This window comes from Allobosea sp. P1_A7 (genome assembly GCF_056406775.1).
In genome coordinates, this window is record NZ_JBFTZN010000017.1 from 1 (window position 1) to 24,493 (window position 24,493).

The 24,493-nt window shown below is 66.9% G+C and carries 21 protein-coding genes; 7 read left to right on the forward strand and 14 right to left on the reverse strand.

Features of this window, described 5'->3' with window-relative positions:
- Positions 1-471: LbetaH domain-containing protein (locus tag AC1D34_RS04540; RefSeq protein ID WP_476823606.1), on the reverse strand; the 471-nt coding region annotated here is incomplete at its 3' end.
- Between the two features lie 40 nt (positions 472-511).
- Between AC1D34_RS04540 and phnN the strand changes: the two genes are divergently transcribed.
- On the forward strand, positions 512-1,081 hold the full coding sequence (phnN, locus tag AC1D34_RS04545; RefSeq protein WP_441487986.1) for a phosphonate metabolism protein/1,5-bisphosphokinase (PRPP-forming) PhnN: 570 nt from the start codon (positions 512-514) through the stop codon (positions 1,079-1,081).
- Here the strand turns inward: phnN and AC1D34_RS04550 are convergent, their stop codons facing one another.
- From AC1D34_RS04550 to phnG, 8 genes are read right to left on the reverse strand one after another with little or no spacing between them, the layout of a single operon-like run.
- The gene (locus AC1D34_RS04550; protein ID WP_441487987.1) at positions 1,082-1,777 is read right to left on the reverse strand and encodes a DUF1045 domain-containing protein; all 696 of its coding nucleotides are present in this window, start codon (positions 1,775-1,777) and stop codon (positions 1,082-1,084) included.
- Complete coding sequence (locus AC1D34_RS04555; RefSeq protein ID WP_476767695.1) at positions 1,774-2,913, reverse strand: alpha-D-ribose 1-methylphosphonate 5-triphosphate diphosphatase; 1,140 nt, start codon at positions 2,911-2,913, stop codon at positions 1,774-1,776. Before AC1D34_RS04555 ends, AC1D34_RS04550 begins: the two co-directional genes overlap by 4 nt.
- Complete coding sequence (gene phnL / locus AC1D34_RS04560; RefSeq protein ID WP_476823607.1) at positions 2,913-3,611, reverse strand: phosphonate C-P lyase system protein PhnL; 699 nt, start codon at positions 3,609-3,611, stop codon at positions 2,913-2,915. Before phnL ends, AC1D34_RS04555 begins: the two co-directional genes overlap by 1 nt.
- A 43-nt stretch (positions 3,612-3,654) precedes the next feature.
- A complete protein-coding gene (gene phnK / locus AC1D34_RS04565; protein ID WP_441488338.1) occupies positions 3,655-4,428 on the reverse strand; it encodes a phosphonate C-P lyase system protein PhnK in 774 nt (257 codons plus the stop codon).
- A 29-nt stretch (positions 4,429-4,457) separates the two neighbouring features.
- Entirely contained in the window at positions 4,458-5,405 is a 948-nt protein-coding gene (locus AC1D34_RS04570) for an alpha-D-ribose 1-methylphosphonate 5-phosphate C-P-lyase PhnJ (RefSeq protein ID WP_441487990.1), read from the reverse strand.
- The gene (locus tag AC1D34_RS04575) at positions 5,402-6,544 is read right to left on the reverse strand and encodes a carbon-phosphorus lyase complex subunit (protein WP_441487991.1); all 1,143 of its coding nucleotides are present in this window, start codon (positions 6,542-6,544) and stop codon (positions 5,402-5,404) included. Before AC1D34_RS04575 ends, AC1D34_RS04570 begins: the two co-directional genes overlap by 4 nt.
- Complete coding sequence (gene phnH, locus AC1D34_RS04580; RefSeq protein ID WP_441487992.1) at positions 6,544-7,146, reverse strand: phosphonate C-P lyase system protein PhnH; 603 nt, start codon at positions 7,144-7,146, stop codon at positions 6,544-6,546. Before phnH ends, AC1D34_RS04575 begins: the two co-directional genes overlap by 1 nt.
- Positions 7,146-7,586, reverse strand: a complete 441-nt coding sequence (phnG, locus tag AC1D34_RS04585) for a phosphonate C-P lyase system protein PhnG (RefSeq protein ID WP_441487993.1) — start codon at positions 7,584-7,586, stop codon at positions 7,146-7,148. The genes phnH and phnG overlap by 1 nt, the downstream gene beginning before the upstream one ends.
- An 88-nt stretch (positions 7,587-7,674) precedes the next feature.
- On the opposite strand from phnG, the gene phnF reads away from it, so the two are divergent.
- Positions 7,675-8,424, forward strand: a complete 750-nt coding sequence (phnF, locus tag AC1D34_RS04590; RefSeq protein ID WP_441487994.1) for a phosphonate metabolism transcriptional regulator PhnF — start codon at positions 7,675-7,677, stop codon at positions 8,422-8,424.
- Between the two features lie 72 nt (positions 8,425-8,496).
- Here phnF and phnE (AC1D34_RS04595) read toward each other — a convergent pair whose 3' ends face one another.
- The 4 genes from phnE (AC1D34_RS04595) to phnC form a co-directional block, all read right to left on the reverse strand.
- A complete protein-coding gene (gene phnE, locus AC1D34_RS04595) occupies positions 8,497-9,351 on the reverse strand; it encodes a phosphonate ABC transporter, permease protein PhnE (protein ID WP_441487995.1) in 855 nt (284 codons plus the stop codon).
- Positions 9,348-10,229 carry a phosphonate ABC transporter, permease protein PhnE gene (phnE, locus tag AC1D34_RS04600; protein WP_476823608.1) on the reverse strand — a complete coding sequence of 294 codons (882 nt, stop codon included), beginning with the start codon at positions 10,227-10,229 and terminating at the stop codon, positions 9,348-9,350. The genes phnE (AC1D34_RS04595) and phnE (AC1D34_RS04600) overlap by 4 nt, the downstream gene beginning before the upstream one ends.
- Positions 10,230-10,320: 91 nt before the next feature.
- Positions 10,321-11,238 (reverse strand): phosphonate ABC transporter substrate-binding protein, encoded by a 918-nt coding sequence (phnD, locus tag AC1D34_RS04605; RefSeq protein ID WP_441487997.1) that lies wholly within the window; start codon positions 11,236-11,238, stop codon positions 10,321-10,323.
- Positions 11,239-11,309: 71 nt separating this feature from the next.
- On the reverse strand, positions 11,310-12,128 hold the full coding sequence (phnC, locus tag AC1D34_RS04610; RefSeq protein ID WP_441487998.1) for a phosphonate ABC transporter ATP-binding protein: 819 nt from the start codon (positions 12,126-12,128) through the stop codon (positions 11,310-11,312).
- A gap of 225 nt (positions 12,129-12,353) precedes the next feature.
- Here phnC and AC1D34_RS04615 point away from each other — a divergent pair, with 225 nt between their 5' ends.
- The 5 genes from AC1D34_RS04615 (at position 12,354) to AC1D34_RS04635 (ending at position 22,368) form a co-directional block, all read left to right on the forward strand.
- Positions 12,354-13,181 carry an ImuA family protein gene (locus tag AC1D34_RS04615; protein WP_441487999.1) on the forward strand — a complete coding sequence of 276 codons (828 nt, stop codon included), beginning with the start codon at positions 12,354-12,356 and terminating at the stop codon, positions 13,179-13,181.
- Between the two features lie 19 nt (positions 13,182-13,200).
- On the forward strand, positions 13,201-14,670 hold the full coding sequence (locus AC1D34_RS04620; RefSeq protein WP_476823616.1) for a Y-family DNA polymerase: 1,470 nt from the start codon (positions 13,201-13,203) through the stop codon (positions 14,668-14,670).
- A complete protein-coding gene (locus tag AC1D34_RS04625) occupies positions 14,667-17,984 on the forward strand; it encodes an error-prone DNA polymerase (protein WP_476823609.1) in 3,318 nt (1,105 codons plus the stop codon). Before AC1D34_RS04620 ends, AC1D34_RS04625 begins: the two co-directional genes overlap by 4 nt.
- A 209-nt stretch (positions 17,985-18,193) precedes the next feature.
- Positions 18,194-19,288: an efflux RND transporter periplasmic adaptor subunit gene (locus AC1D34_RS04630; RefSeq protein WP_441488001.1), complete on the forward strand. Its 1,095-nt coding sequence runs from the start codon at positions 18,194-18,196 to the stop codon at positions 19,286-19,288.
- Positions 19,285-22,368 (forward strand): efflux RND transporter permease subunit, encoded by a 3,084-nt coding sequence (locus AC1D34_RS04635; RefSeq protein WP_441488002.1) that lies wholly within the window; start codon positions 19,285-19,287, stop codon positions 22,366-22,368. The genes AC1D34_RS04630 and AC1D34_RS04635 overlap by 4 nt, the downstream gene beginning before the upstream one ends.
- Before the next feature lie 70 nt (positions 22,369-22,438).
- Here AC1D34_RS04635 and pbpC read toward each other — a convergent pair whose 3' ends face one another.
- Entirely contained in the window at positions 22,439-24,469 is a 2,031-nt protein-coding gene (pbpC, locus tag AC1D34_RS04640; protein ID WP_476823610.1) for a penicillin-binding protein 1C, read from the reverse strand.
- Between the last annotated feature and the right edge of the window lie 24 nt (positions 24,470-24,493).

The window sequence follows — 24,493 nt, forward strand, 5'->3', positions numbered from 1 at the left end:
GGCCGGGTTGCCGGCGACGATGGTGTAGGCTGGCACGTCCTTGGTGACGACGGCGCCGCCGGCGACGACTGCGCCCGTGCCGATCGAGCGGCCGGCCAGCACGATCGCGCCATGGCCGATCCAGACATCGTGGCCGATCGTCACCGGCGTCGAGCGGCGCCAGGCGAAGAAGGGCGCGTCGTCCTCGGCATCGTCAAAATAAGCGCTGGCGCGGTAGCTGAAATGCGACTGGCTCGCCCGCTGCATCGGGTGGTTGCCGGGGTTGATGCGGGTCATGGCCGCAATCGAACAGAATTTGCCGATTGTCGTGTAAATGACATTCGAGTCGTTCACGACATAGGAGTAGTCCCCCATCGTCGACTCGACGAAGGAGGTGCGCGCGCCGATTTCGGTGTAGCGCCCGAGCGTCGCCTGCCGCACATGAGCGGTCGGGTCGATCACAGGTTCAAGTCCGAGTTTCTTGCCCGCCATGTCATCATCCTCTCAAGATCTGCTGGAACCCTCTGCAGCCATGACGGCCGCAGGATCGGGAGTCCTGGTGCTGGTGGTTGGCCCGTCCGGAGCGGGCAAGGACACGTTGATGGAGGCCGCCCGTGCCGCGCTGGCAGGTGATGGCCGCTTCGCCTTCGTCCGCCGTCTGATCACCCGCCAGGCCATGGCCGGCGCGGAGGACCATGACAGCTGCAGCGAGGCTGAATTCGACGCGACGGAGGCGCGCGGCGCACTCGCGCTCAGCTGGCGCGCCCATGGCCTTTGCTACGGCATTCCGGCCGCGGCGCTGGCTGGCATCGCGAGCGGGCAGGTGGTCATCGCCAATGGCTCGCGCCGGGCCGTTCCCGCGGCCGAGCGTCTTGCCGGCCAGGTGACGGTGGTCAACATCACCGCCCCGAACGAGGTTCTTGCCAGGCGGCTGGCAGCGCGTGGACGCGAAAGCGAGGCCGATATCCGTGCCCGGCTTGCCCGTGAGGTGCCGCTGACGACCGAGCGCGCGCAACTGGTTTCGATCCAGAACGACCGGACCGTGGCCGAGGCGGCTGGCGAGTTCGTCGCCGTGTTGACCGCGCTCAGCCCGCATCGCTGATCAGGCCAGCGGGAAACTGTCGAGCAGGCGGAAGCGGCCTGCCCGCGTGTCCTGCTTGAACAGCGCGATGCGGTCGATCACGGCGGGCTTCGGCGGAACGGCCCGTGCATAGGCGTCGCTGAGGGCGAGTTGCACCGCAGCCCCCTGATCCATCGGCAGCGAGCCGGTCAGCGTCATGTGGAAACGGAAGGCGTCGCCGACATAGGGATAGCCATAGGCTTCGAGATAGGCGCGCTGGGCCGGGGTCAGCGGGTGCTTCAGCCGCCGCGCCATGTCGGCCTCGGCCAGCGGAGCGCGGAACGGCTCGAAGGCCTGGACGAGGGCGAAGGCGAAGTGCTGCAGCGCCGGGCTTTCGGCCGAAGGAGTCAGCGCGATGAAGGAACCGAGCGCAGTGAGACACAGGCCGTCGAGACGGACGCTCTCGAGGCCTGCCGCATAATTATGGGCGAAGGCGCGCAACTGGCCTTCGCTGCGACCGGCAGCCAGTTCGAAGGGCGCCTTCAGCGTGGCGTGGAAACCGTAGCGGCGCGGCTCCTCAGTCAGCGTCGGCCACTGGCTGTGATCGCAGCCGGGCGGCACGAGGGCGGGGACATCCGCGCCGGTGACGGCGTCATAGCCCAGCACGGCGCTGCCGAAGCGCCAGAGGGCGCTGTCGGCGGCGGGGGCGTAATAGAGAGCGTAGCGCGGCGTGCTCAAAATGCGCGCTCGCCCTTCGACCAGACGGCGGCGATCACCGGCGTCGCACCGAGTGCCTTGAAGCGCACCAGGTCGGCGCGCAGGCCGGTCTTGAGATGGCCGCGATCCTTCAGGCCGAGGATGTCGGCGACCTTCCAGGTCACCATGCCCATGGCGTCGGGCAGCGCGATGCCATGGCTGGCATGCAGCTTCAGCACCGCCTGCAGCAGGCTTGCCGGCACATAATCCGAGGAGAGGCCGTCGAGCAGGCCCTTCTCGGCCAGTTCGGAGACCGAGACGCCGCCGGAATGCGAGCCGCCGCGCACGACGTTCGGTGCGCCGGCGATGGTGGCAAGTCCACGCTGTTTCGCGGCAGCCGCCGCCTCGATCGTGGTCGGGAATTCCGAGATCACGGCGCCCGATGCGACACCGGCCTCGACATGGTCGACCGTGGTGTCGTCATGGGTTGCGATCGGGATGCCGCGCGTCCGGAACATCTCGACCACGGCGCTCCAGTTGCTCGGCACATTGGCCGTGCCTTCGGACTGGCGGACGGCGACGTCCTCCTCGAACTCGGCCTCGGTCTTGCCGTTGCCGAGCGCATAGGTGCGCAGGTGCTGAATGTCGCGCCACTGGCGCTGGCCGGGCGTGTGGTCCATCAGCGAGACGAGCTGGACGAGATCGTCCTCGCGATAGGGCTCGATGTCGCGCATCAGGTCCGGGCTGGTCAGTTCGCAGCGCATGTGGATGCGGTGGTCGATGCGGAAGACGCCTTCGGCCTTGCCTTCGCGCAGCGCCTTCATCACGTCGGCGAAGATGTCCTTGCGGTAATCCTTGGCCGAGAAGGGCGTGCCGGCGCAGACCGCGTCATAGACGGTGGTGACCCCGGAGGCCGCCATCTGGGCGTCATGGACCAGCGCGGCTGCAAGCCCGTTCGGCCAGAACACCTTGGGCCGGGGCATGAAGTGCTTTTCCATGTTGTCGGTATGCATCTCGACGAGGCCGGGCGCGACATAGTCGCCGCCGATGTCGATCGCGCCCGGCAATTGTGAGCGGCCCTGGTCGACAGCGGTGATCCCGGTTGCGTCGAAGGCGATCGTGCCGGTGACGACCTCGTTCTCCAGGATCAGCTTGGCATTGGTGAGAACGGTCTGCATCAGGCGGCCTTCCGGAATGCGGTGATGTCGAGATAGCGGGTGGCGACGCGCTCGCGCACCGCCTCGTCATGGAAGATCCCGACGATGGCGGACCCGTTTGCGCGCGCCTCACCGATCAGGTCAACCACGACGTCGCGATTGGCGGCATCGAGCGAGGCGGTCGGTTCGTCGATCAGCAGGATCGGCGCCGGATCGACGAAGGAGCGGGCGATGTTGACGCGCTGCTGCTCGCCGCCGGAGAAGGTGGYGGGCGCGAGGTGCCAGAGGCGTTCCGGCAGGTTCAGCCGAGCGAGAATCGCCTTGGCGCGCGCGCTGGCCTCATCAGGGGAGACGCCGCGTGCCAGCAGCGGATCGCGGACGATGTCGAGCGCCGAAACGCGCGGGATCACGCGCAGGAACTGCGAGACGAAACCGAGCGTGCGGCGGCGGATATCGAGCACGGTACGCGGCACGGCCGCGACGATGTCGATGGCCCGGCCGGCATGGGTGATGTGGATATGGCCGGAGCTCGGCCGGTAGTTGCCGTAGAGAATGCGCAGCAGGCTCGACTTGCCGGCGCCGGAGGCTCCGGCCAGGACGAGCGCCTCGCCGGCGTCGACGCTGAAATTGATATTGTCGAAGACAGGCAGCCGGACCCCGCCCTGATTGTGCAGGGTAAAGGTCTTGGCGACGTTCTCGACGTGAATCATCGTGGTCATGGTCGGGATGCCTTGCGCGGTTCCGGTGACGCGATTGTGACGCTCATACGCTCAGCACCGCCGAGGTGAGCAACTGCGTGTAGGCGTGATGGGGGTCGTCCAGGACCTGATCGGTCAGTCCCTGCTCGACGACGCGGCCGTCCTTCATCACCATCAGCCGGTCGGTGAGCAGGCGCGCGACGGCGAGGTCATGCGTGACGATGATGGCGGCCAGACCGAGATCACGGACCAGCACGCGCAGCAGATCGAGCAGCCGCGCCTGCACGGAGACGTCGAGGCCGCCGGTCGGCTCGTCCATGAAGACGAGTTTCGGCTCCGAGACCAATACGCGGGCGATCTGCAGGCGCTGCTGCATGCCGCCCGAGAACTGGCGCGGACGATCGTCGATGCGGTTCTCGGCGATCTCGACACGGGTGAGCCAGTCGAGCGCGCGCTCGCGGATCTTGCCGTAATGCCGGTCGCCGCGGTCCATCAGGCGCTCGCCGACATTGCCGCCGGCCGAGACGTCCATGCGCAGGCCGTCGCGTGGGTTCTGGTGCACGATGCCCCAGGCCGTGCGCATCAGGCGGCGGCGATCCTGCTCGGCGACCGAATAGATGTCGAGCGGCTCGCCGGAGCCGCGAAAGAGCACTTCGCCCTCGTCCGGTGCGTCGATGCCGGCAAGGCAGCGCAGCAGGGTGGATTTGCCCGAGCCGGATTCGCCGACGATGCCGAGCACCTCGCCCGGCCAGAGATCGAAGGAGACATCGGCGCAGCCGATGCGCTCGCCGTAGAAGCGGCTGACGCCGGAGACCGAGAGCAGCGGATCGGGATCGATGCCGAGATCCTGCGGGGAGACATGCTGGGTCATGACTTCGACACCTCGTCCTTGGCCTGCTTGTCGTCGACGAGATGGAGCGCCGATGCGTCGGCCAGCATCGCGCCGCGATGGCCGTCAGCGCGCCGCGTCTCGCAATGGTGGCTGTCGGAGCAGACGAACATGCGCCCGCCGCGGTCGTCCGTGATGACTTCGTCGAGATAGGAATCGGTCGCGCCGCAGAGCCCGCAGGGCTCGTTCCAGCTCTGGATGCGGAAGGGATGGTCCTCGAAGTCGAGGCTGCGCACGCTGGTATAGGGCGGCACCGCATAGATGCGCTTCTCGCGGCCGGCTCCGAAGAGCTGGAGCGAGGGYGACATATGCATCTTGGGATTGTCGAATTTCGGGATCGGCGAGGGCGCCATCACGTAGCGGCCATTGACGTCGACCGGATAGTCATAGGTCGTCGTCACTTCGCCGAAGCGGGCGATATTCTCGTAGAGCTTGACCTGCATCAGCCCGTATTCGGCCCAGGCGTGCATCTTCCGGGTCTCGGCCTCGCGCGGCTCGAGCTTCCGCAGGGGTTCGGGCTGCGGCACCTGGTAGACCATGATCTGCCCCGCCTTGAGCGGCGCTTCCGGGATGCGGTGGCGGGTCTGGATGATGGTGGCCTCGTCCGTCGCCTCGGTCGTGTTCGCATCGGCCGTGCGCTCGAAGAAGCGGCGGATCGAGACGGCGTTGGTGGTGTCGTCCGCGCCCTGGTCGATGACCTTCAGCACATCGTCCGGGCCAATGATCGCGGCGGTGATCTGGATGCCGCCCGTGCCCCAGCCGCGCGCCAACGGCATTTCGCGTGAGCCGAACGGCACCTGATAGCCCGGCACCGCGACCGCCTTGAGCAGGGCGCGGCGGATCATCCGCTTGGTCTGCTCGTCGAGATAGGCATAATTATAAGCCGGCTTCGTATCTTCGCCGGAGACGATCTGATGCAGGGTCATTCCGCGGCCTCCGGCAGGGTGTCTTGCGTCTCTCGGACCTGGGTCTCTTGGGTCTCGTCCGCCAGGCGCTGCTCGCGCTCGCGGCGGATGCGGCGGATCAGTTCGAGCTCACCCTGGAAGTCGACATAATGCGGCAGCTTGAGATGCTCGACGAAGCCGGCCGCTTCGACATTGTCGGAGTGGTAGAGCACGAATTCGTCCTGCTGCGCGGGATACTCTGCCGCCTCGCCGAACTCGCGTGCCTTGAGTGCACGGTCGACCAGCGACATCGACATCGCCTTGCGCTCGGCATGGCCGAAGGCGAGGCCATAGCCGCGCGTGAACTGCGGCGGCACGTCCTTGGTGCCGTTGAACTGGTTGACCATCTGGCATTCGGTCAGCGTGATCTCGCCGAGATCGACGGCGAAGCCGAGTTCCTCGGGCACGAATTCGACGCTGACCTCGCCGACCCGGACCTCGCCGACGAAGGGATGCGAATTGCCGTATCCGCGCTGCACGGAATAGCCGAGGCCGAGCATGAAGCCCTCATCGCCGCGCGCCATGGCCTGGAGCCGGACATCACGGTCGGCGGGGAAGGAGACCGGCTCGCGGGTGAGGTCGAAGGGACGCGGATCGCCCTCGGGCGGCTCTTCGGCTTCCATCAGGCCTTCGGCACCGAGAATGTCGGGCACGCGCGGCATGGTGGCGTCGAGCGGGTCGGCCGCCGCCGCTGGTACTGCGACAGGCGAGGCGCCATCCATCAGCGCGAAATCGAACAGGCGGTGGGTGTAGTCATAGGTCGGGCCAAGCACCTGGCCACCCGGCAGATCCTTGTAGGTGGCGGATACGCGGCGGCGGATCGCCATCTGCGCCGTGTCGACCGGCTCCGACGAGCCGAAGCGCGGCAAGGTCGTGCGATAGGCCCGCATCAGGAAGGCGGCCTCGATCGCGTCGCCCTGCGCCTGCTTCAGCGCCAGCGCCGCGAGATCGGGATCGTAGAGCGAGCCTTCGTTCATGACGCGGGCGCAGGCGAGCCCCATCTGCTCGCGGATCTGCGCGACGGCCAATTCGGGCACGGCCTCGTTGCCGCGGCGGGCTTCCGCGATGAGATCATGTGTGGCGAGGATGGCGGCCTCGCCCCCCTTGACGGCGACATACATCAGCGGGCCTCCAGGATCTGCGTCGAGCGCGGCAGGCCGATGATCGCCTCGCCATGGCTGAGGATAAGGTCGATGCCGAGGGGGTAGCGCGCGGCATTGGCCGTGACCTCGGTCCAGAAGCCGGGGCGCAGTCCCTTCGGTGCAATCTCGTGGCTGTCAGCAATGCCCGGGCCGGCCAGCGTCACGGCGTCGCCACCTGCGAGGCTGGCGCATTGTACGATCACGCTGGTCGAGCGATCCGGAAACTGGTCGGTGCCGGGGCTGAAGGCGGACAGCGCCGGAGCGATATCGGTGCCGTTCAGCACGGCGAAGGCGGCTTCATCAGGGCTTTCGACCAATGTCGCGCCGCAATGGAAGCGCAGCCAGGCGCCGGCGGGGCCGGCCCGCAGATCGGCCGGCAGCCAGATCGGCGTCTCGTAATCGGCAAGGGTCAGCAGGGCGATGGCGGTTGCCGGTTCCAGTCCTGCCGGCGCAGCAAAGCCGGTTGCGACGTCCTGGACGAGACCTGGCTCCGACAAGGCGGCGAGCAGGGCGCGGAAGGCGGCCTGGGACTGGAAGACCGGGTCGGAAAGGCCGGCGCCAATGAGTGTGTCGTTCTGCATCACGCGCCCCGGACCAGAGTGAAGAAATCGACCTTGGTGGCTGCAGCCTTGCGGGAGGCGAGGGTGCGCGCCGCCTGCTGGCGATCTGCGAGTTCGGCGACGCCGCTGCGGAGCGGCCCAGCCTCGCCTTCGCCCTGCAACAGCCCGTCGATCACGGCTGCGAGCCGCGCCTTGCGGCCATCGCGACCGAGAGCGTAGGAAAAGCCCATGGTGCCGTCGCCGAGGCGCACGACGCAGCGCGTCACGGTGGCTTCGCCGAGGTTGAAGCGGCGTCCCGCGCCGCCGGCGCGGCCCTCGACCATGACGGTCCCGGTTTCGGGCGCCTTCAGCACGTCATGGTCGGGCAGGGCGCCGAGCCCGCCGGCGAGACTCTCGATCTCGGCGCGTGAGGCTCGGGCGAGGATTGCCAGCCATTGCTGTCGTGGAGTGGTCCCGCTCATCTCAGGTCGCTCTCTGGTCAGGGCCTAATGTCTAGACTACGATAAGGTCGTCACGGGGAAAGGTCTATACATTTTGGATGAAGCTTTGATGACGGATGCCCATGCAGCCAGCCAGGCCGGCGAAGCCGCCACGGCATGGCGGCGTATCGCGGACGAGATCGAAGCGGCGATCGGGCGCGGCGAATATGAGACGGGCGCCACATTGCCCTCTTCGCTCGCGCTGGCTGAGCGCTATGGCGTGCACCGGCATACGGTTCGCCAGGCCTTTCGGCATCTCGCCGATCGTGGGCTGGTCAGCGTCTCTCGCGGTCGCGGGACGCAGGTCACGGCGCCGCGCTTCCCCTATCGCATCGGCCGGCGCGTCAGCATGCGGACCAATTTTGGTGCGGCCGGCATCACCGTGGCAGGCTCGATCCTGGGCGCCGAGATCGTCAAGGGCGCGGCGGAAACCTGCGCGGCGCTGCGATTGGAGGACGGGGCGCCGCTCTGGCGGATCGAGACGCTGAGCCTTGCCGGTGGCGTGCCGGTGAGCACCGGCGTGCATCTCCTTTCGGCCGAGCGCTTCCCGGATTTCGACAAGATGCTGAGCCGAGCCGGCTCGTCGATCTCGGCAGCCTTCGCCGCCTGCGGCATCCCGGATTATGTGCGACTCTCGACACGGCTTTCGGCGCGGCTCGCCAGCGAGCGCGAGGCGTTGCTGCTCAGGATCGAGCCCGGCGCCGCGGTCATGCTCTCCGCGGCTGTCGACGCGCTGCCTGACCTGACCCCGATCCATCTGGTCGACGGCATCTTTGCCGGCGAGCGGATGGAAATGGTGGTCGAGCCGTTCACGGAGTGAGGGCAGCCGCTCGTGCTCCCGGCGAGGTGCGAATGGTCGGGGCAGGCCCGGGCCATATGACGAGCCTGTCCGTCAGATGGCCCTTTTGCCGATGATAGCGAAGCGCAGCTTGCTGGACAGGAAGTCGATCGCGGTCACGGCGGCAAGCACGAGCAGGATCAGGAACGAGACCTGTTGCCATTCCAGGGTGCGGATGGTCTCGGCGAGATAGAGGCCGATGCCGCCGGCGCCGACAATGCCGATGATGGTCGAGGAGCGGGTGTTCGACTCGATATAGTAGAGCACCTGGCTGGCGATGACCGGCAACACCTGCGGGATCAGGCCGAAGCGGATCTCGTGGAGCTTGCCGCCGCCGGAGGAGGTCACGCCCTCGACGGGCTTGCGGTCGGCGGATTCGATCGCTTCCGAATAGAGCTTGCCGAAGGCGCCGAGATCGCTGGTCATGATTGCGAGCATGCCGGCGAAGGGGCCGAGGCCTACGACATTGACCCAGATCAGGGCCCAGATCAGGGCATCGACGCCGCGCACGGTGTCGAGCGAGCGGCGCGCCAGGAAATGGATGACGCGGTTGGCGACGACGTTCTTGGCTGCGAGGAAGCCGAGCGGGAAGGCGAGGATCGCGGCGAGGATGGTGCCGAGAAAGGCGATGGCGATGGTCTCGAACAGCGCTTTCACGAAGATCACGGCGCGGGCCGCAGAGCCGGGATCCGGCGGCAGCATCAGCACGACGAATGTGCCGAGATTGCCGATGCCGGTGATGATCTTCCAGAACGAGACTTCCAGTGTGGTCAGGCCATAGAGGAAGAGGCCGAGCAGGGCGGCAACGACCGCGATGGTGGTCAGGCGTGTCTTCAGCGAGCCGTCGATGGCGCCTTGGTGGCGACGGACGAGATCGGCGCGCTCGGTGGCGGTGAGGACGAGGCTCATGAGCGGTGCTCCAGGTTGAGCAGGGCGTGGCGCAGGCGCTCGGTGCCGTAGTCGATCAGCATGACGGTGACGATGATCAGCAGCAGGATGGCGCTGACATCGGTGAAGTAGAACTTGCGGATGGCTTCGATCAGATCCTGGCCGATGCCGCCGGCCCCGACGAAGCCCATGATCGAGGCGCCGCGGACATTGATCTCGAAGCGCAGCAGCGCGTAGCTGGCGAAATTGGAAAGCACCTGCGGGACGACGGCAAAGCGGATCGTCTGCCACCAGCCCGCGCCTGTCGCGGTGAGGCCGTCGACCGGCTTCATGTCGATGTTCTCGACCACCTCGGAGAAGAGCTTGCCCATCGCACCCATGGTGTGGATCGCGATGGCGAGCACGCCCGGCAGCGGGCCGAGGCCGAAGGCGATGACGAAGATCAGCGCGAAGACGATCTCCGGCACGGTGCGGCAGAATTCGAGGAATCGGCGGGTGGCCCAGCGCAGCCAGCCGGCACGGCCGAGATTGGCGGCGGCGGAAAAGCAGAGCAGGAAGCCGCCGACGGCGCCCAGCACGGTGCCGACATAGGCAATCAACAGGGTTTGCCAGAGCAGTTTCAGCCAGCCGTTCAGGCCCCAGTACCATTCCTTGAGATCGGCACCGAGCGTGGCGWGGTGCAGGGTCGGCAGGGTCTCGAGGATGTATTTCGGGAAACGCCAGGCGTTTGCGGCGAATTTCGCGAGATCGACCTCCGAGCCGATCGCGGAGAGGGTGACGCAGGCGATGAAGATGGCGGCGCCGAGCAGGGCCTGGCGGCGCTTTGCGCCCATCTCGCGCCGATAGAGATCGGCATGGCCGCGAATGGCGGGGTCGTTGCGATCGATCGTCAGGGTCATGTTGGTTCCGTCGCGGGGTTCGCCAGTCGCGGCGGGACGCCACTCCGTCACGGCCGGGACATGCCCGGCCATGACGGTCGGCGGGTAACGCTTACGAAGACTTCTTCTTGCGGAGCGCGTCGACGAACTTGTTCAGTTCGATGATCGGGTCGTAGGCCTTGTTGTCGACCGCGACGAGCGGGCCCTGCTTGCCTTCATAGATCTTGTCGAAGGCGACCTTGTCCTTGGTGGCGAGGTTGAGGACGGCGTCGCGGATCGAGGCCTTGAGCGGCTCCGGCAGGTCGGAAAGATAGGCCATCGGCGAGTTCACGATCTGCTCGGACTTGTAGATGATCCGGAAATCGTCGGCCTTGACCATGTTCTTGCGGGCCATGCGCTGCAGGTTGGATTCCTGCTCGTCGTTCCACCAGTTGGCGGCGATGTCGACGGTGCCCTGGCCGAGCGCGATGACCGCGTTCTCGTGGCTGCCGGTATAGACGACCTTGCCGAAGAAGGTCTCGGGCTCGATCTTCATGCCGTCGAGCACGAAGCGCGGCACATTGTTGCCAGAGGTGGAATTGGGATCGACGAGGCCGAGATTCTTGCCCTTCAGGTCCTCGACCTTCTGATAGGGCGAGTCCTTCTTCACGTAGAAGACGGAGTGGTAGCCCTTGGTGCCGTCGAGATTGGTCTCGATCGCGAAGGCATCGACCTTGGCGCCGGTCATGCGGGCGCGGGCGAAGGAGGCGGGGCCGTACATGCCGATATGGATGTTGCCGGCGCGCTGGCCTTCGATGATCGCGGCATAGTCGTTGGCGATGCGCAGCGTCACCTTGGTGCCGAGTTCCTTCGCGAGGTAGTTGACGAAGGGGGTGTAGCGCTCGACGACGCCAGACGCGTTCTCGGACGGGATGATGGCGAAGATCAGCTCCGGATACTTGGCTTTCCAGTCCTGCGCGAAGGCGGGAGCGGCGAGCGTCGCGGCCAGGCCGGCGGCGGCGAGCGTGAGGGTATGACGACGGGTCAGCATGGTTTGCTCCTGTTGAAGGCTGTTGGTGGTCTTTTCAGGCGTGAGTGGTCCTGGCCGGGCTTGAACCCGGCTCAGGCTGCGGTCTGCTTGGCGCGCTTGGCTTCGGCGATGGCGATGGCATCGAGCGCGTCGAGCGCCTCGGCGCCGGCATCCTTGGCCTCGATGCCGTAGAGTTCGGCCGCGATCTCGCGGGTCAGCGCCTGCGGCACGTCGTCGAACACGACCTTGCCGGCGGCCATGCCGATCAGTCGGTCGCAATATTTCGCCGCGATATCGAGATCATGCAGATTGCAGATCACGGTGATGCCGTCCTCGCGATTAATGCGGAAGAGCGCATCCATCACGACCTGGGTGTTGCGCGGATCGAGCGAAGCGATCGGCTCGTCGGCAAGGATGACCTTCGGCTCCTGGACCAAGGCACGGGCGATCGCGACGCGCTGCTGCTGGCCGCCCGAAAGGGTCTCGGCGCGTTGGGCGAGCAGATGGCCCATGTCGAGACGCTCGAGTGCGGCGATGGCGCGGATCTTGTCGTCCGGCGAGAAGCTCTTCACCAACGTCAGGAAGGCCGAGCGGTGATTGAGCCGGCCAAGCAGGACATTGGTCAGCACGTCGAGGCGGCCGACGAGATTGAACTGCTGGAAGATCATCGCGGTGTCGCGACGCCAGGCGCGCAGTTCGGCGCCCTTCAATGCGGTGACATCGCGCTCGTCGCTGATCAGGCGGCCGGAACTCGGCTCCGCCAAGCGGTTGATCATGCGCAGCAGGGTCGACTTGCCGGCGCCGGAGCGGCCGATGACGCCGACCATTTCGCCCTTCGGGATCGACAGCGAGACATTGTCCACGGCGGCTTTGCCGCTGAAGCGCTTGGTCAGGCCTTCGATACGCAGCATGAACGGTCTTCCCATCGAGGAGCGAGCATGGCGACATCCGGACATGGGCGAGGCGCAGTCCGGAGCTCATGCTCTCTTGCAGTGCGCAAACCGGTATCGGCGACAGATGACAGGGCCGTGACAGCAGGATCGGGGGCTGTGGGGCGGGGCGTTACGGAGGCTGTTGACTCGTCTGAGGCGGCGGAGTCATAAAGAACAAAATAGGAACATTTGGAGTGCCAAGACGTGAGCGATCATGCCGTCGCCGCGCTGCGGCGAAGCATTGCCGGTTTGGAAAGCGTCTCCGTCTCGCTGGGCGAGGAGGCGAGCTTCAGCCTTGGCCACGCGGCGGCCGATGCGGCGCTGGGGCCGCTGCGCCGCCATGCCCTGCACGAGATCGTGGCTGCGGCGCATCAGGCTCCAGCGGCGACGGGCTTCGTCGCCGGGCTGATCGCGCGGCTGGAGCGGCGGCCGGTCGTCTGGCTGCGGCAGGATTCCGCCGGCGCGGAAGGGGGCGAACTCTATGCGCCGGGGCTTGCGGCGTTCGGGCTCGATCCCGACCGGGTGCTTGCGGTGCGGGGGCGCGATCCGCTTGCCGTGCTGAAGGCGGCGGGCGACGCCTTTCCGCGCGGCAATGACCCGCGCTCGGGTATCGGCGCGGTGGTGATCGAGCTCGAAGGTGCGCCGGCCTGCCTCGATCTCACGGCCAGCCGGCGTCTCGTCCTGGCGGCGCGGGATGCCGGCGCGACGGCTTTTCTCCTGCGGCTGGGAAGCAGTCCTGCTCCAAGCGCGGCGACGATCCGCTGGTCGGTTTCGGCGGCGCCTTCGGAGGGACGGATGAGAGCGCATGGGCCGGGCCGGCCGAATTTTGCGGTCACGGTGCTGCGCAACCGGCATGGGGCGACAGGGCAGTGGGTGATGGAGTGGGACAGTCATGCGTATAGCTTCCGCGAGCCGCTTCCTGTCGCTCTGGTTCCCGCGCCTGCCCATCGACCGGATCAGGCGCAGCCAGGGCGCATCCGTTCGGGCAATATCGCAGAGGCCTGGCCCGCAGCCCGGCGGGCCAGCGGATGATCCTGGTCCTCTTGTTGTGGTGGGCAAGGCGAAGGGCGCCTTCCGGCTGACGAGCCTCGATGCCGAAGCCGAACGTCTCGGCCTTCATGCGACCATGGCGCTGGCCGATGCGCGGGCGATGATCCCGCGGCTGGTCGTGGTCGAGGAGGACAGGGCGGCCGATGCGGCCCTGCTCTGCGCCGTTGCCGACTGGTGCGACCGCTATACACCGCTGGTCGCGCTCGATGGTGAGGATGGATTGCTGCTCGATATCTCGGGCTGCACCCATCTCTTTGGCTGCGAGGCCGCGCTTGGCCGCGACTGCCTGCTTCGGCTGAAACGACAGGGCTTTACGCTGCGCGCCGCCATTGCCGGGACGGCGCGCGCCGCCTGGGGTGTCGCGCGCTATGGGCGCGGCGGCATCGTGCCGCCGGACGGGGAGAGCGAGGCCCTGTGGCCCTTGCCGACCGCGGCGCTTGGACTGGAGGCGGCACGGCAGCACGGGCTCGCGCGCATGGGCCTCACCCATATCGCCGATCTGGAGACGCGGCCGCGCGCGCCGCTGGCCGCCCGTTTCGGCCGCGACCTGCTCGACAGGCTCGACCAGGCGCTCGGCCGCATGCCGCAGGCGCTGTCCCCGCGACGACCGCTGCCGAACTGTATGGCGGAGCGGCGTTTTGCCGAGCCGCTGGCGCATGAGGCCGGTATCCGGGCCGCCCTGGCCGGCCTGGAGGAAAGTCTCGCCGGCATGCTAGAAGCGCGCGGCGAAGGCGCAAGACTGTTCGAGGCGAGCTTTTTCCGCAGTGACGGGGCCGTGCGCCGTCTCGGCATCGAGACCGGGATGCCGTTGCGCGATCCGGCTGCGCTCGACCGGCTCTTCGCCCTGAAGCTGGATGCCTTGGCGGACCCGCTCGATCCCGGCTTCGGCTTCGACCTGATCCGGCTCTCGGCCGGTGCGACCGAGCCTTTCGCCGTCGATCAGGGAACGCTCGCCGCCGCGGGGAAGGAGGAGCCCGACGAAGCCGCTGCCGAGCGGGCATTGACGGAGGTCGCCGATGCGATCGCGGCCCGGATCGGCCCGGATCGCGTGCGGCGTTTCCTGGCGCAGGACAGCCATGATCCCGAGCGCGCGGCGCTGGCGGTGCCCGCCCTGCGTCATGGCGAGCTGGCAAGGCTCGGCCTTTCCCCGGACTGGCCGGCGCCGAGCGCTGTCCCGGAACGGCCCCTCCGGCTGCTGTCGCGGCCTGAGCCGATCGAGGTCCTGGCCGAAATTCCGGACGGACCGCCGACGCGTTTCCGCTGGCGGCGCGTGCTGCATGAGGTCGCCAAGGCGGAGGGGCCGGAGCGGATCGCCGCCGAATGGTGGGCGACGACGGGCAGGATCGCGCCGACCCGCGACTATTTTCGCGTCGAAGAGCCGGGCGGGAGGCGCTTCTGGCTTTATCGCGACGGACTCTATGGCCGCGAGGCCGCGCATCCCCCCTGGTTCATGCACGGGCTTTTCGCGTGAGCGGGCTCAATGGCAATCGCCTGCTCGAGGCTGCCCCGGGAGGACCAGCCGTGCGCTATGCCGAACTCGCGGTCACCTCCAACTTCTCCTTCCTGCGCGGAGCCTCGAGTCCGGAGGAACTGGTTGGCCGGGCGGCCGAGCTCGACCTTGCCGGAATCGGGCTCGCCGACCGCAATTCTCTGGCCGGCGTGGTGCGGGCCCATGCGGCGATGCGCGAGGCGGGTATCGCCACAACGAAGCTGACATTCGCGGTCGGGGTCCGCCTCGTCCTGTCCGATGGCACGCCCGACCTGCTCGCCTATCCCCAGGATCGCGACGCCTATGGCAGGCTCTGCCGCCTGCTGACCCACGGCAAGATGAAGGTCGAGAAGAAGGGCGAATGCATCCTCACGCTCTCCGACCTGCGCGAATTCGCGGAGGGCATGCTGCTGATCCTGATGCCGGAACGGCGGCCGGAGAGCGAGATCGCTACGGCTCTCGCGAGCGTTTCCGAATTTGCGCGGGGTCGGCTCTGGCTGGGTATCGACATGCCGCATCGTGGCGACGACCGGCGCCGGGCCGATGCACTGGCGCTGCTCGCGGCCAGGGCGGGTGTGCCCTGCCTTGCCGTCAACGACGTGCTCTATCATGCGCCCGAGCGGCGGCCCTTGCAGGATGTCGTCAGCTGCATCCGCGAGCATGTCTCGATCGAGCGGGCCGGGCGCATGCTGGAGGCCCATGCCGAGCGCCATCTCAAATCGCCGCGCGAGATGGCCCACCTGTTCCGGCATGCGCCGGAGATGGTGGCGGAGACGGTGCGCTTCCTCGAACGCTGCCGGTTCTCGCTCGACCAGTTGCAATATGAGTATCCGGACGAGCCGGTGCCTCCCGGGAGCACTCCGCAGGAGCATCTGGAGCGTCTCGCCTGGGAAGGGGCGCACAGGCGCTATCCCGAGGGCGTCCCGAGCAAGGTACGCGACCTGCTGCACAAGGAATTCGCACTGATCGCGAAGCTCGATTACGCGCGCTACTTCCTGACGGTCCACGATATCGTGCGCTTCGCCCGTGCACAGGAGCCGCCGATCCTGTGCCAGGGCCGGGGCTCGGCCGCGAATTCGGCGGTCTGCTACTGCCTCTGGGTCACCGCGGTCGACCCGATGGAGGGCAATTCGCTCCTGGCCCGCTTTCTCTCCGAACAGCGCAAGGAGCCGCCCGATATCGATGTCGATTTCGAGCATGAGCGGCGCGAGGAGGTGATGCAGTATATCTATGAGCGCTATGGCCGGCTGCGCGCCGGCATCTGCGCGACGGTGATCTGCTATCGGCCGCGTAGCGCCATTCGCGAGGTCGGCAAGGCGCTCGGCCTGAGCGAGGATGTCACGGCCGCGCTCGCCAACACGGTCTGGGGCAGCTGGGGCGACGGCCTGCCGGAAAACCATGTCCGGCAGGCGGGGCTCGACCCCGCCAATCCGATGATCGCGCGCGCGGCCGCGCTGGCGACCGAACTGATCGGCTTTCCCCGCCATCTCTCGCAGCATGTCGGCGGCTTCGTGCTGACGCGCGGGCGGCTCGATGAATGCGTGCCGATCGGCTGGGGCGGCATGAAGGACCGCAGCTTCATCGAGTGGGACAAGGACGATATCGACGCGCTCCGGATGATGAAGGTCGATGTGCTCGCGCTCGGCATGCTGACCTGCATCCGCAAGGCGCTCGACCTGATCGCCCTGCACGGGGGCAAACGCTGGGAGCTGGCGACGATCCCACCCAAAGATGGCGAGGTCTACGACATGCTCTGCCGGGCCGATGCGATCGGCGTCTTCCAGGTCGAGAGCCGGGCGCAGATGAACATGCTGCCGCGACTGAGGCCGAAGGAATTCTACGATCTCGTCATCGAGGTCGCGATCGTCCGGCCGGGCCCGATCCAGGGCAATATGGTCCACCCCTATCTGCGGCGGCGGAAAAATCCGGATGAGGTCGTCTACCCCCGGCCCGCGCCGGAACATGGGCCCCCCGATGAGCTGGAACAGGTTCTGAAAAAGACGCTCGGCGTGCCGCTGTTCCAGGAGCAGGCCATGCGCATCGCCATCGAGGCGGCGAAGTTCACCGAGGATGAGGCCAATGGTCTGCGGCGTGCCATGGCGACCTTCCGCCATGTCGGCACGATCCAGAATTTCGAGGCGATGATGGTCGAGCGCATGGTCGCGCGCGGCTATGACCGCGCCTTCGCGTCCGCGTGTTTCAATCAGATCAAGGGCTTTGGCGAATACGGTTTTCCGGAGAGCCACGCGGCCTCCTTCGCCCTGCTGGTCTATGCCTCGGCCTGGCTCAAGCATCACCATCCCGCCGCTTTCACCGCAGCGCTACTGAACTCGCAGCCCATGGGTTTCTATGCGCCAGCGCAGATCATTCGCGCTGCGCAGGACAACAAGGTCGAGATCCGGCCAGCCGACATCAACCTGAGCGATMATGACAACACGCTGGAGCGACGCGAGGACGGCGCACTCGCGATGCGGCTCGGTCTGCGCCAGATCGACGGGATCTCGAAGGCTTTTGGCGAGGCGCTCGTGACGGCGCGCGAGCAGGGTTATGACAGCGTCGAGGCCCTGGCGCGGGGCGCCAGGTTGCCCACGCGTGCCCTCGTTGCGCTGGCCGATGCCGATGCCTTCGGTTCACTCGGGCTCAGCCGGCGCGAGGCGCTCTGGGAGGTGCGCAGGCTCCCGGATGACAGGCCACTGCCGCTTTTTGCGGCGAGCGAGAGCGCCGAACTCGCCCAGGAGCCCGAGACCCTGCTGCCGCGTATGCGGGACTCCGAACAGGTCATCGCGGATTACCAGCATCTGCGCCTGTCGCTGAAGGGACATCCGATGCAGTTCCTGCGTCCGCTTTTCGCACGTGAGCGGGCCCTGAGCTGCGAGCAGGTTCTGGCAGCATCTGATGGCACGCGCTGCCGGCTGGCGGGCATCATCACGGTGCGCCAGCGGCCGGGCAGTGCCAAGGGGGTGATGTTCATGACGCTGGAGGACGAGACCGGCATCGCCAATGCGGTGCTCTGGCCAAAGACCTTCGAGCGTTACCGCCGGCAGGCGATGGGTGCGCGACTTGTCCTGCTCGCCGGCCGGCTGCAACGCAGTCCGGAAGGCATCGTCCATCTCGTCGTCGACAGGATCGAGGATCGCTCGGAGGAACTGGCGCGGCTGGCCGACGGGCTGCTGCACCGCACCCYGGCGCGGGCCGACGAGGTGCAGCACCTGCAATCCGACAGCCGCCTGCCACCACGCCAGCACACTCACCCGCGCAATGTCAGGGTGCTGCCGCGCTCTCGCGACTTCCACTAAAGGCTTAATTCGGCCACAGACCCCCGAAATCTGCCGCCAGCAGCCCATTCCGGACTTGTTTCGTGTCTTGGTTCCGGTCTTGCATGCGAAAAAGCCGGTTGGTTCACTAAACCGTCGCGGCCGTCATGAAACCACACTTACGGATTTGTAATTTGAACTGCATCGTCCAGTCCCATAGGGCTTGCGACGATACCGGAGCACCCTGACCTATGAAGCGGCTTGTCCTTGTCCTCCTGATCGCCGGCGTCGCTGGCGGCGGCTATTACGGCTACCGCAGCTTCAAGGCTGGCGCGCAGCCTGCGCAAGCGCGCGCGGTGGCGAACCCGCAGGCTGCCGGCGTGCCCGTCGAGGTCAGCCGGGTGGAGGCCGTAACGGTCAATGAAGAGGTCCAGGCGCTGGGCACGCTGACCGCGAATGAAACAGTGGTCATCGCTCCCGAGATCGCCGGCCGGGTTGTGGCACTGGGATTCAAGGAAGGTGAGCGCGTCACCAAGGGCCAGGAACTGGTCAAGCTCGACCGGGCGATCCTCGACGCCGAAGTGAAACTGGCCGAGGCGGATCTGCGGCTGGCGCGCGATACCTATGAGCGCAACCGGGCGCTGGTCGACCGTGGCTCGGGCACGCAGGTCGCGCTCGAACAGGCGACGGCGCAACTGGCCTCCAGCGAGGCCCGCCTGCAGCTCGCGACCTCGCGCCGCGCTCTGACCGCCATAAGTGCGCCCTTCACCGGGGTTGTCGGCCTGCGTTCGGTCAGCGTCGGAGACTATGTCTCGGTCGGCAAGGAGCTGATCACGCTCACCGCAACCGACCCGATGAAGGTCGATTTCCGGGTTCCCGAGATTTACCTGACACGGGTCAAGGTCGGGCAGACCATCCAGCTCAAGGTCGATGCGCTGCCCGACACCGGCTTCACCGGCACGATCTTCGCGATCGATCCGATCGTCGATGTGAACGGCCGTGCGATCCGGCTGCGCGCCACCATCCCGAACGGCGACGGCGTCCTGAAGCCCGGCCTGTTCGCGCGGATCAACATCATCGTCGACCAGCGCGAGAACGCGCTCGTCGTGCCGGAGACTGCCGTAGTCCCCGATGGCACCGGCAAGATGATCTTCGTGGTCGAGAACGGCAAGGCGAAGCGCATGCCGGTCGAACTCGGCAAGCGCCTTCCGGGCAAGGTCGAGATCGTGAAGGGGCTGACCCCGACCATGCAGATCGTCACGGCCGGCCAGATGCGCCTGCGTGACGGCTCGGCCGTTGCCGTCAAGAATGCTCCGGCTCCGGTGCAGACGAGCGACGCACGATGAGCCTGTTTGCGCTCTTCGTCCGCCGGCCGGTTCTCTCGACCGTCCTCAGCCTGCTCGTCATCCTCATCGGCATCGTCTCCTATGGCCGGCTGACGGTGCGCGAATACCCGAACATCGACGAGCCGATCGTCTCGGTGAACACGACCTATCGCGGCGCCAGCGCCGAGATCATCGAATCCCAGGTCACGCAGATCCTGGAGAACTCGATCGCGGGCATCGAGGGCATCGAGATCATCACCTCGAACAGCCGTCAGGAGCGCAGCAGCATCTCTGTGCGCTTCCGTCCGGACGTGGATCCGGATGTCGCGGCCTCCGACGTGCGCGACCGCGTCAGCCGCGTGCGTGGGCGCATGCCGGACGAGATCGACGAGCCGATCATCGCCAAGGTCGAGGCCGACGCCCAGCCGGTGATGTATCTATCGCTGACCAGCACGCGGCACAGCCCGCTGGAGCTGACCGACTTCGCCGACCGCTTCATTGCCGACCGGGTGCAGAACATCACCGGCGTCGCCGAAGTGCGCATTCTCGGCCAACGGCAATATGCGATGCGCATCTGGCTCGATCGGGCCCGCATGGCCGCCTACAATATCACCGTACAGGAGATCGAGGCGGCGCTGCGGGCGCAGAATGTCGAGATCCCGTCCGGCCGCATCGAGAGCAACGACCGTGAGTTCACGGTGCTGTCGCAGACCGGCCTGACCACGCCCGAGCARTTCCAGCAGATCGTGATCAAGGATGTCAGCGCATTTCCGGTGAAGCTGAGCGATGTCGCGAAGGTCGAGCTCGGCGCGCGCGAGGAGCGTAACGCCGCCTGGTTCGCCGGCCGCCCTTCGGTGACGATCGGCATCGTCAAGCAGGCGACGGCCAATCCGCTCGATGTCTCCTCCGGTGTTCGTGCGGCGCTGCCGGAGATCACCGATGATCTGCCCGACGGCATGGCGATCGCGACCTCCTACGACACCTCGATCTTCATCGATCGCTCGATCCAGGCGGTGTACACCACGATCGGCGAGGCGGTCGTCCTCGTCGTGCTGATCATCTTCGTCTTCCTGCGCTCGCTGCGCGCGACGCTGATCCCGCTGGTCACGATCCCGGTTTCGCTGATCGGCTCCTTCGCGCTGATGTATGCGCTCGGCTTCACCGTCAACACGCTGACGCTGCTCTCGATGGTGCTCGCCATCGGCCTCGTCGTCGACGACGCGATCGTCGTGCTGGAGAACGTGCACCGCCATGTCGAGAACGGCATGGAACCAAGCAAGGCGGCGATCCGCGGCATCAACGAGATCGCCTTTGCGGTCGTCGCGATGACGCTGACGCTGGTAGCGGTCTATGCACCGATGGCGTTCTCGACCGGGCGCACCGGAAAGCTCTTCATCGAGTTTGCCCTGACGCTGGCAGGGGCGGTGCTCGTTTCCGGTTTCGTCGCGCTGACGCTGACGCCGATGATGTGCGCCAAACTCCTGAAGCCGCACGAGTCGCATGGCTGGCTCTACAACGTGCTGGAGCGCGGTTTCGATGCGCTTTCCAGCGGTTATCGCCGTTCGCTGCGTGGGGCGCTTTCGATGCGCCCGGTCATCGTGCTGCTGGCGTTCTGTGTTGCGGGCGGCAGCTATTACTTCTTCACCAACCTGCGCTCGGAGCTGGCTCCGGTGGAGGACCGTGGCACGATCAACGCCATCGGCGTCTCGCCTGAGGGCGCAACGCTGAGCTTCACGGCGAGCTATGCGCGGCAGGTCGAGGAGTATTTCAAGAATCTTCCTGAGGTCGAGAGCTATCTCGTCATCACCGGCTTCCCCGACGTGACGCGCGCCATCGCATTCGCGCGGCTGAAGCCGTGGGAAGAGCGCCACCGCAAACAGCAGGATCTCGTTGCCGAGATCAATCGCGGGCTGTCGCAGATTCCGGGCATCCGCCTCTTCGCGGTCAATCCGCCCTCGCTTGGCGGCGGCGGAGCCAACAGCAAGCCGATCGAGTTCGTGCTGCGCTCCTCGGATTCCTATGCCGAGATCAAGAACTATGTCGATGCGGTCATCGCGGAGGCGTCCTCCTCGCCGGTGCTGACCAACCTCGAATCCAACCTCATCCTGGACAAGCCGCAGATCAAGGTTTCGATCGACCGGCAGCGCGCCAGCGATCTTGGCGTCGGCGTCGACATCATCGGCCGGACGATGGAGACCTTGCTCGGTGGACGGCAGGTGACGCGCTTCAACATGAACGGCGAGCAGTATGACGTGATGCTGCAGGTCGCCGGGGAGGATCGCAACACGCCCCAGGCGCTGCAGTCGATCTATCTGCGTGGTCGCAACGGCACGGTGGTGCAGCTCTCCAGCCTTGTCAGCATCGAGGAGAACGTCGCGCCCAAGGAGCTGATCCGCTTCAACCAGCTGCGCTCCGCGACGATCACGGCGGTGCCGGCGCCGGGCTATTCGCTCGGCGATGGACTGGCCGTCCTGGAGCAGGCGGCCGCCAAGGTGCTGCCGAAATCGGTGCAGATCGACTATTCCGGCCAGAGCCGCGAGTTCAAGCAGGCCGGCTCCTCGATCGCGATCGTGTTCCTCCTGGCGCTTGGCTTCATCTACCTGGTGCTGGCGGCGCAGTTCGAGAGCTTCATCGACCCGGTGGTGATCATGGTCTCGGTGCCGCTCTCGATCACGGGCGCGCTGGCGGCTTTGTATTTCAGCGGTGGCACGCTCAACGTCTACAGCCAGATCGGCCTGATCACGCTCGTCGGCCTGATCACCAAGCACGGCATCCTGATCCTCGAGTTCACCAACCAGTTGCGCGAGGAGGGCAAGGACCTCGTCGATGCGCTGGTCGAGGCCGCGGAACTGCGCCTGCGGCCGATCCTGATGACGACGGGCGCGATGGTGCTGGGTGCGGTGCCGCTGGCACTCGCCCATGGCGCCGGTGCCGAAAGCCGCTCTCAGATCGGCTGGGTCATCGTCGGCGGCATGACCTTCGGCACCCTGCTGACGCTCTATGTGGTGCCGGTCGCCTATAGCTATCTGGCGCGGGCGCATCGGCCCGTGCACGGCGAGGACGCGGCGCATGGCCAGACACAGGTCCAGCCCGCGGAATGAACTCTGCGGAAAGGCGATCCAGGCCGCATCGCCGGCGCCTGGATCGCTCAGTCCGCGCTGATGCCTTGCGCTACTGCAGCCTGACCGAGACGCTCTCGCTCGCGCCTGCGCCGTCGATCACCGAAATCCGGACAAAGCCCTTGCCGCCGGGCTGCCAGGCGGTTTCACGGCGGCGGGTCGGTGCGGTCACCGGCGCCCCGTCGACCAGCCAGGTATAGGGCGGGGCGCCCCCGGCGACCTTGAGGTTGAGCAGCGCGTGCCCGTCGACGGCCGACGCCGCGAGATCGATGCGCGCGCCTTCCGGCGGGAAGGCCAGCGTGAGGCCAGGGCGGGCCAGTGCGGTCAGCGTCTTGGGCACGTCCTGCCGGAGATGGCGCAGCGGTGGCGGCAGGTTCGATGTTGAGGATATGATGGCGTTCGGCGGCTGCAGGAATGGCCGCGGATCATGGCCGAGACGTGCGAAGGCATCGAACAGGATCGGTGCCGCGACGACGCGCCCGACGAGCCCCGGCACGGCTCCGTTATCGGCGCGGCCGACCCAGACGCCGATCGTGTGCTTGCGGTCGAAGCCGACGGCCCAGGCATCGCGATAGCCATAGGATGTGCCGGTCTTGTAGGCGATACGCCCTGGTGCGGCATTGAGCGGCGGCGGAGCGCCTAGGAGCGTGTCGGCGACATACCAGGCTGCGACGGGATCGACGAGGCGAGGCGCCTCTCCGGCCGGCTGATCGCCGGCCTTGACCTTGAGCGGCAGCATCTCGCCGCCGCGGGCGAGGCCGACATAGAGCCGCGTCAGGTCGGACAGGGTGATGCCGAGACCACCAAGGCCCACCGCGAGCCCTGGCGCACCGCCCTCTTTCGGCATGGCGATCGCGACGCCGGAATCGCGCAGCCGCGACAGGAAACGTTGCGGGCCGAGTGACGAAAGCAATTCCACGGTCGGGACGTTCAGCGAAAGCTGCAAGGCCTTGCGCGCGCTGACCATGCCCTGGAAGCCGAGATCGAAATTCTCCGGCACATAGAGCCCGTAACGCGCCGGCCGATCCTCCAGCATGGTCTCGGGATGGGCGAGGCCGTTATCGAAGGCGAGCGCATAGATGAAGGGCTTGAGGGCCGAACCCGGCRAGCGCAGGGCACGGGTGAGATCGAGCGAGCCGGCGCGCTCGGCTGCAAAATAATCGACGCCGCCGACCGAGGCACGGATCTCACCGGTCTCGTTGTCGACGGCGAGAACGGCAATCGAGACCTGCGGGGCGAGGCCGAGGCTGCGTTCGCGGGCAAGCTGTTCGAGATTGGCCTGCAGCCTTGCATCGATGGTCAGGTGGTGGCGGCGAACGGTCGGTGCCTCGGCCACGACCTGCTCGGCGACATGCGGCGCCAGATTGGGAAAGGCCCTTCGTGCGGCCGGAACCGGCTCATCACGCGCGGCCGCGACTTCGGACTGCGTCACGAGGCCTGCTGCCTCGATGCGGGCGAGCACCCTGTCGCGCGCCTTGCGGGCGGTCTCGGCGAAGCGGTCGGGACGGCGTTGCTCCGGTGCTTGTGGCAGCGCGACGAGCAGGGCGGCTTCCGCAGTCGAAAGGCGTTTCGGCTCGCGGCCGAAATAGGCGATGCTTGCCGCGCGCAGGCCTTCGAGATTGCCGCCGAAGGGCGCGAGCGCCAGGTAGAGATCGAGAATCTGATCCTTGCTGAAGCGGCGTTCCAGCTCAACCGCTCGCACGGCCTGGCGCAGCTTGGCGGCGAGCGAACGCTCCTCGCGCGGTTCGAGCAGCCGCGCGACCTGCATGGTCAGTGTCGAGCCGCCGGAGACGATGCGGCCATTGATCAGCATCTGCCCGGCGGCACGCAGCATCGCGACCGGGTCGATCCCGGAATGGCTGTCGAAGCGCCTGTCCTCGAAGGCCTTCAGCATCGCGAGATAGCGTGGGTCGACATCCTCGACACCGACCGGAAGCTTCCAGCGACCGTCAGCGGTGAGGAAGGGGCGCAGCAGCTTGCCCTCGCGATCGAGCACCACGGTCGAGCGATCATGCGCTGCCGAGACGTCGAGTGGGGGGAGGGTCGAGGCGTAGAAGGCAACGGAGCCGGCAGCTAAACCCATGAGCGCAAGCCCGAACGCTGATGC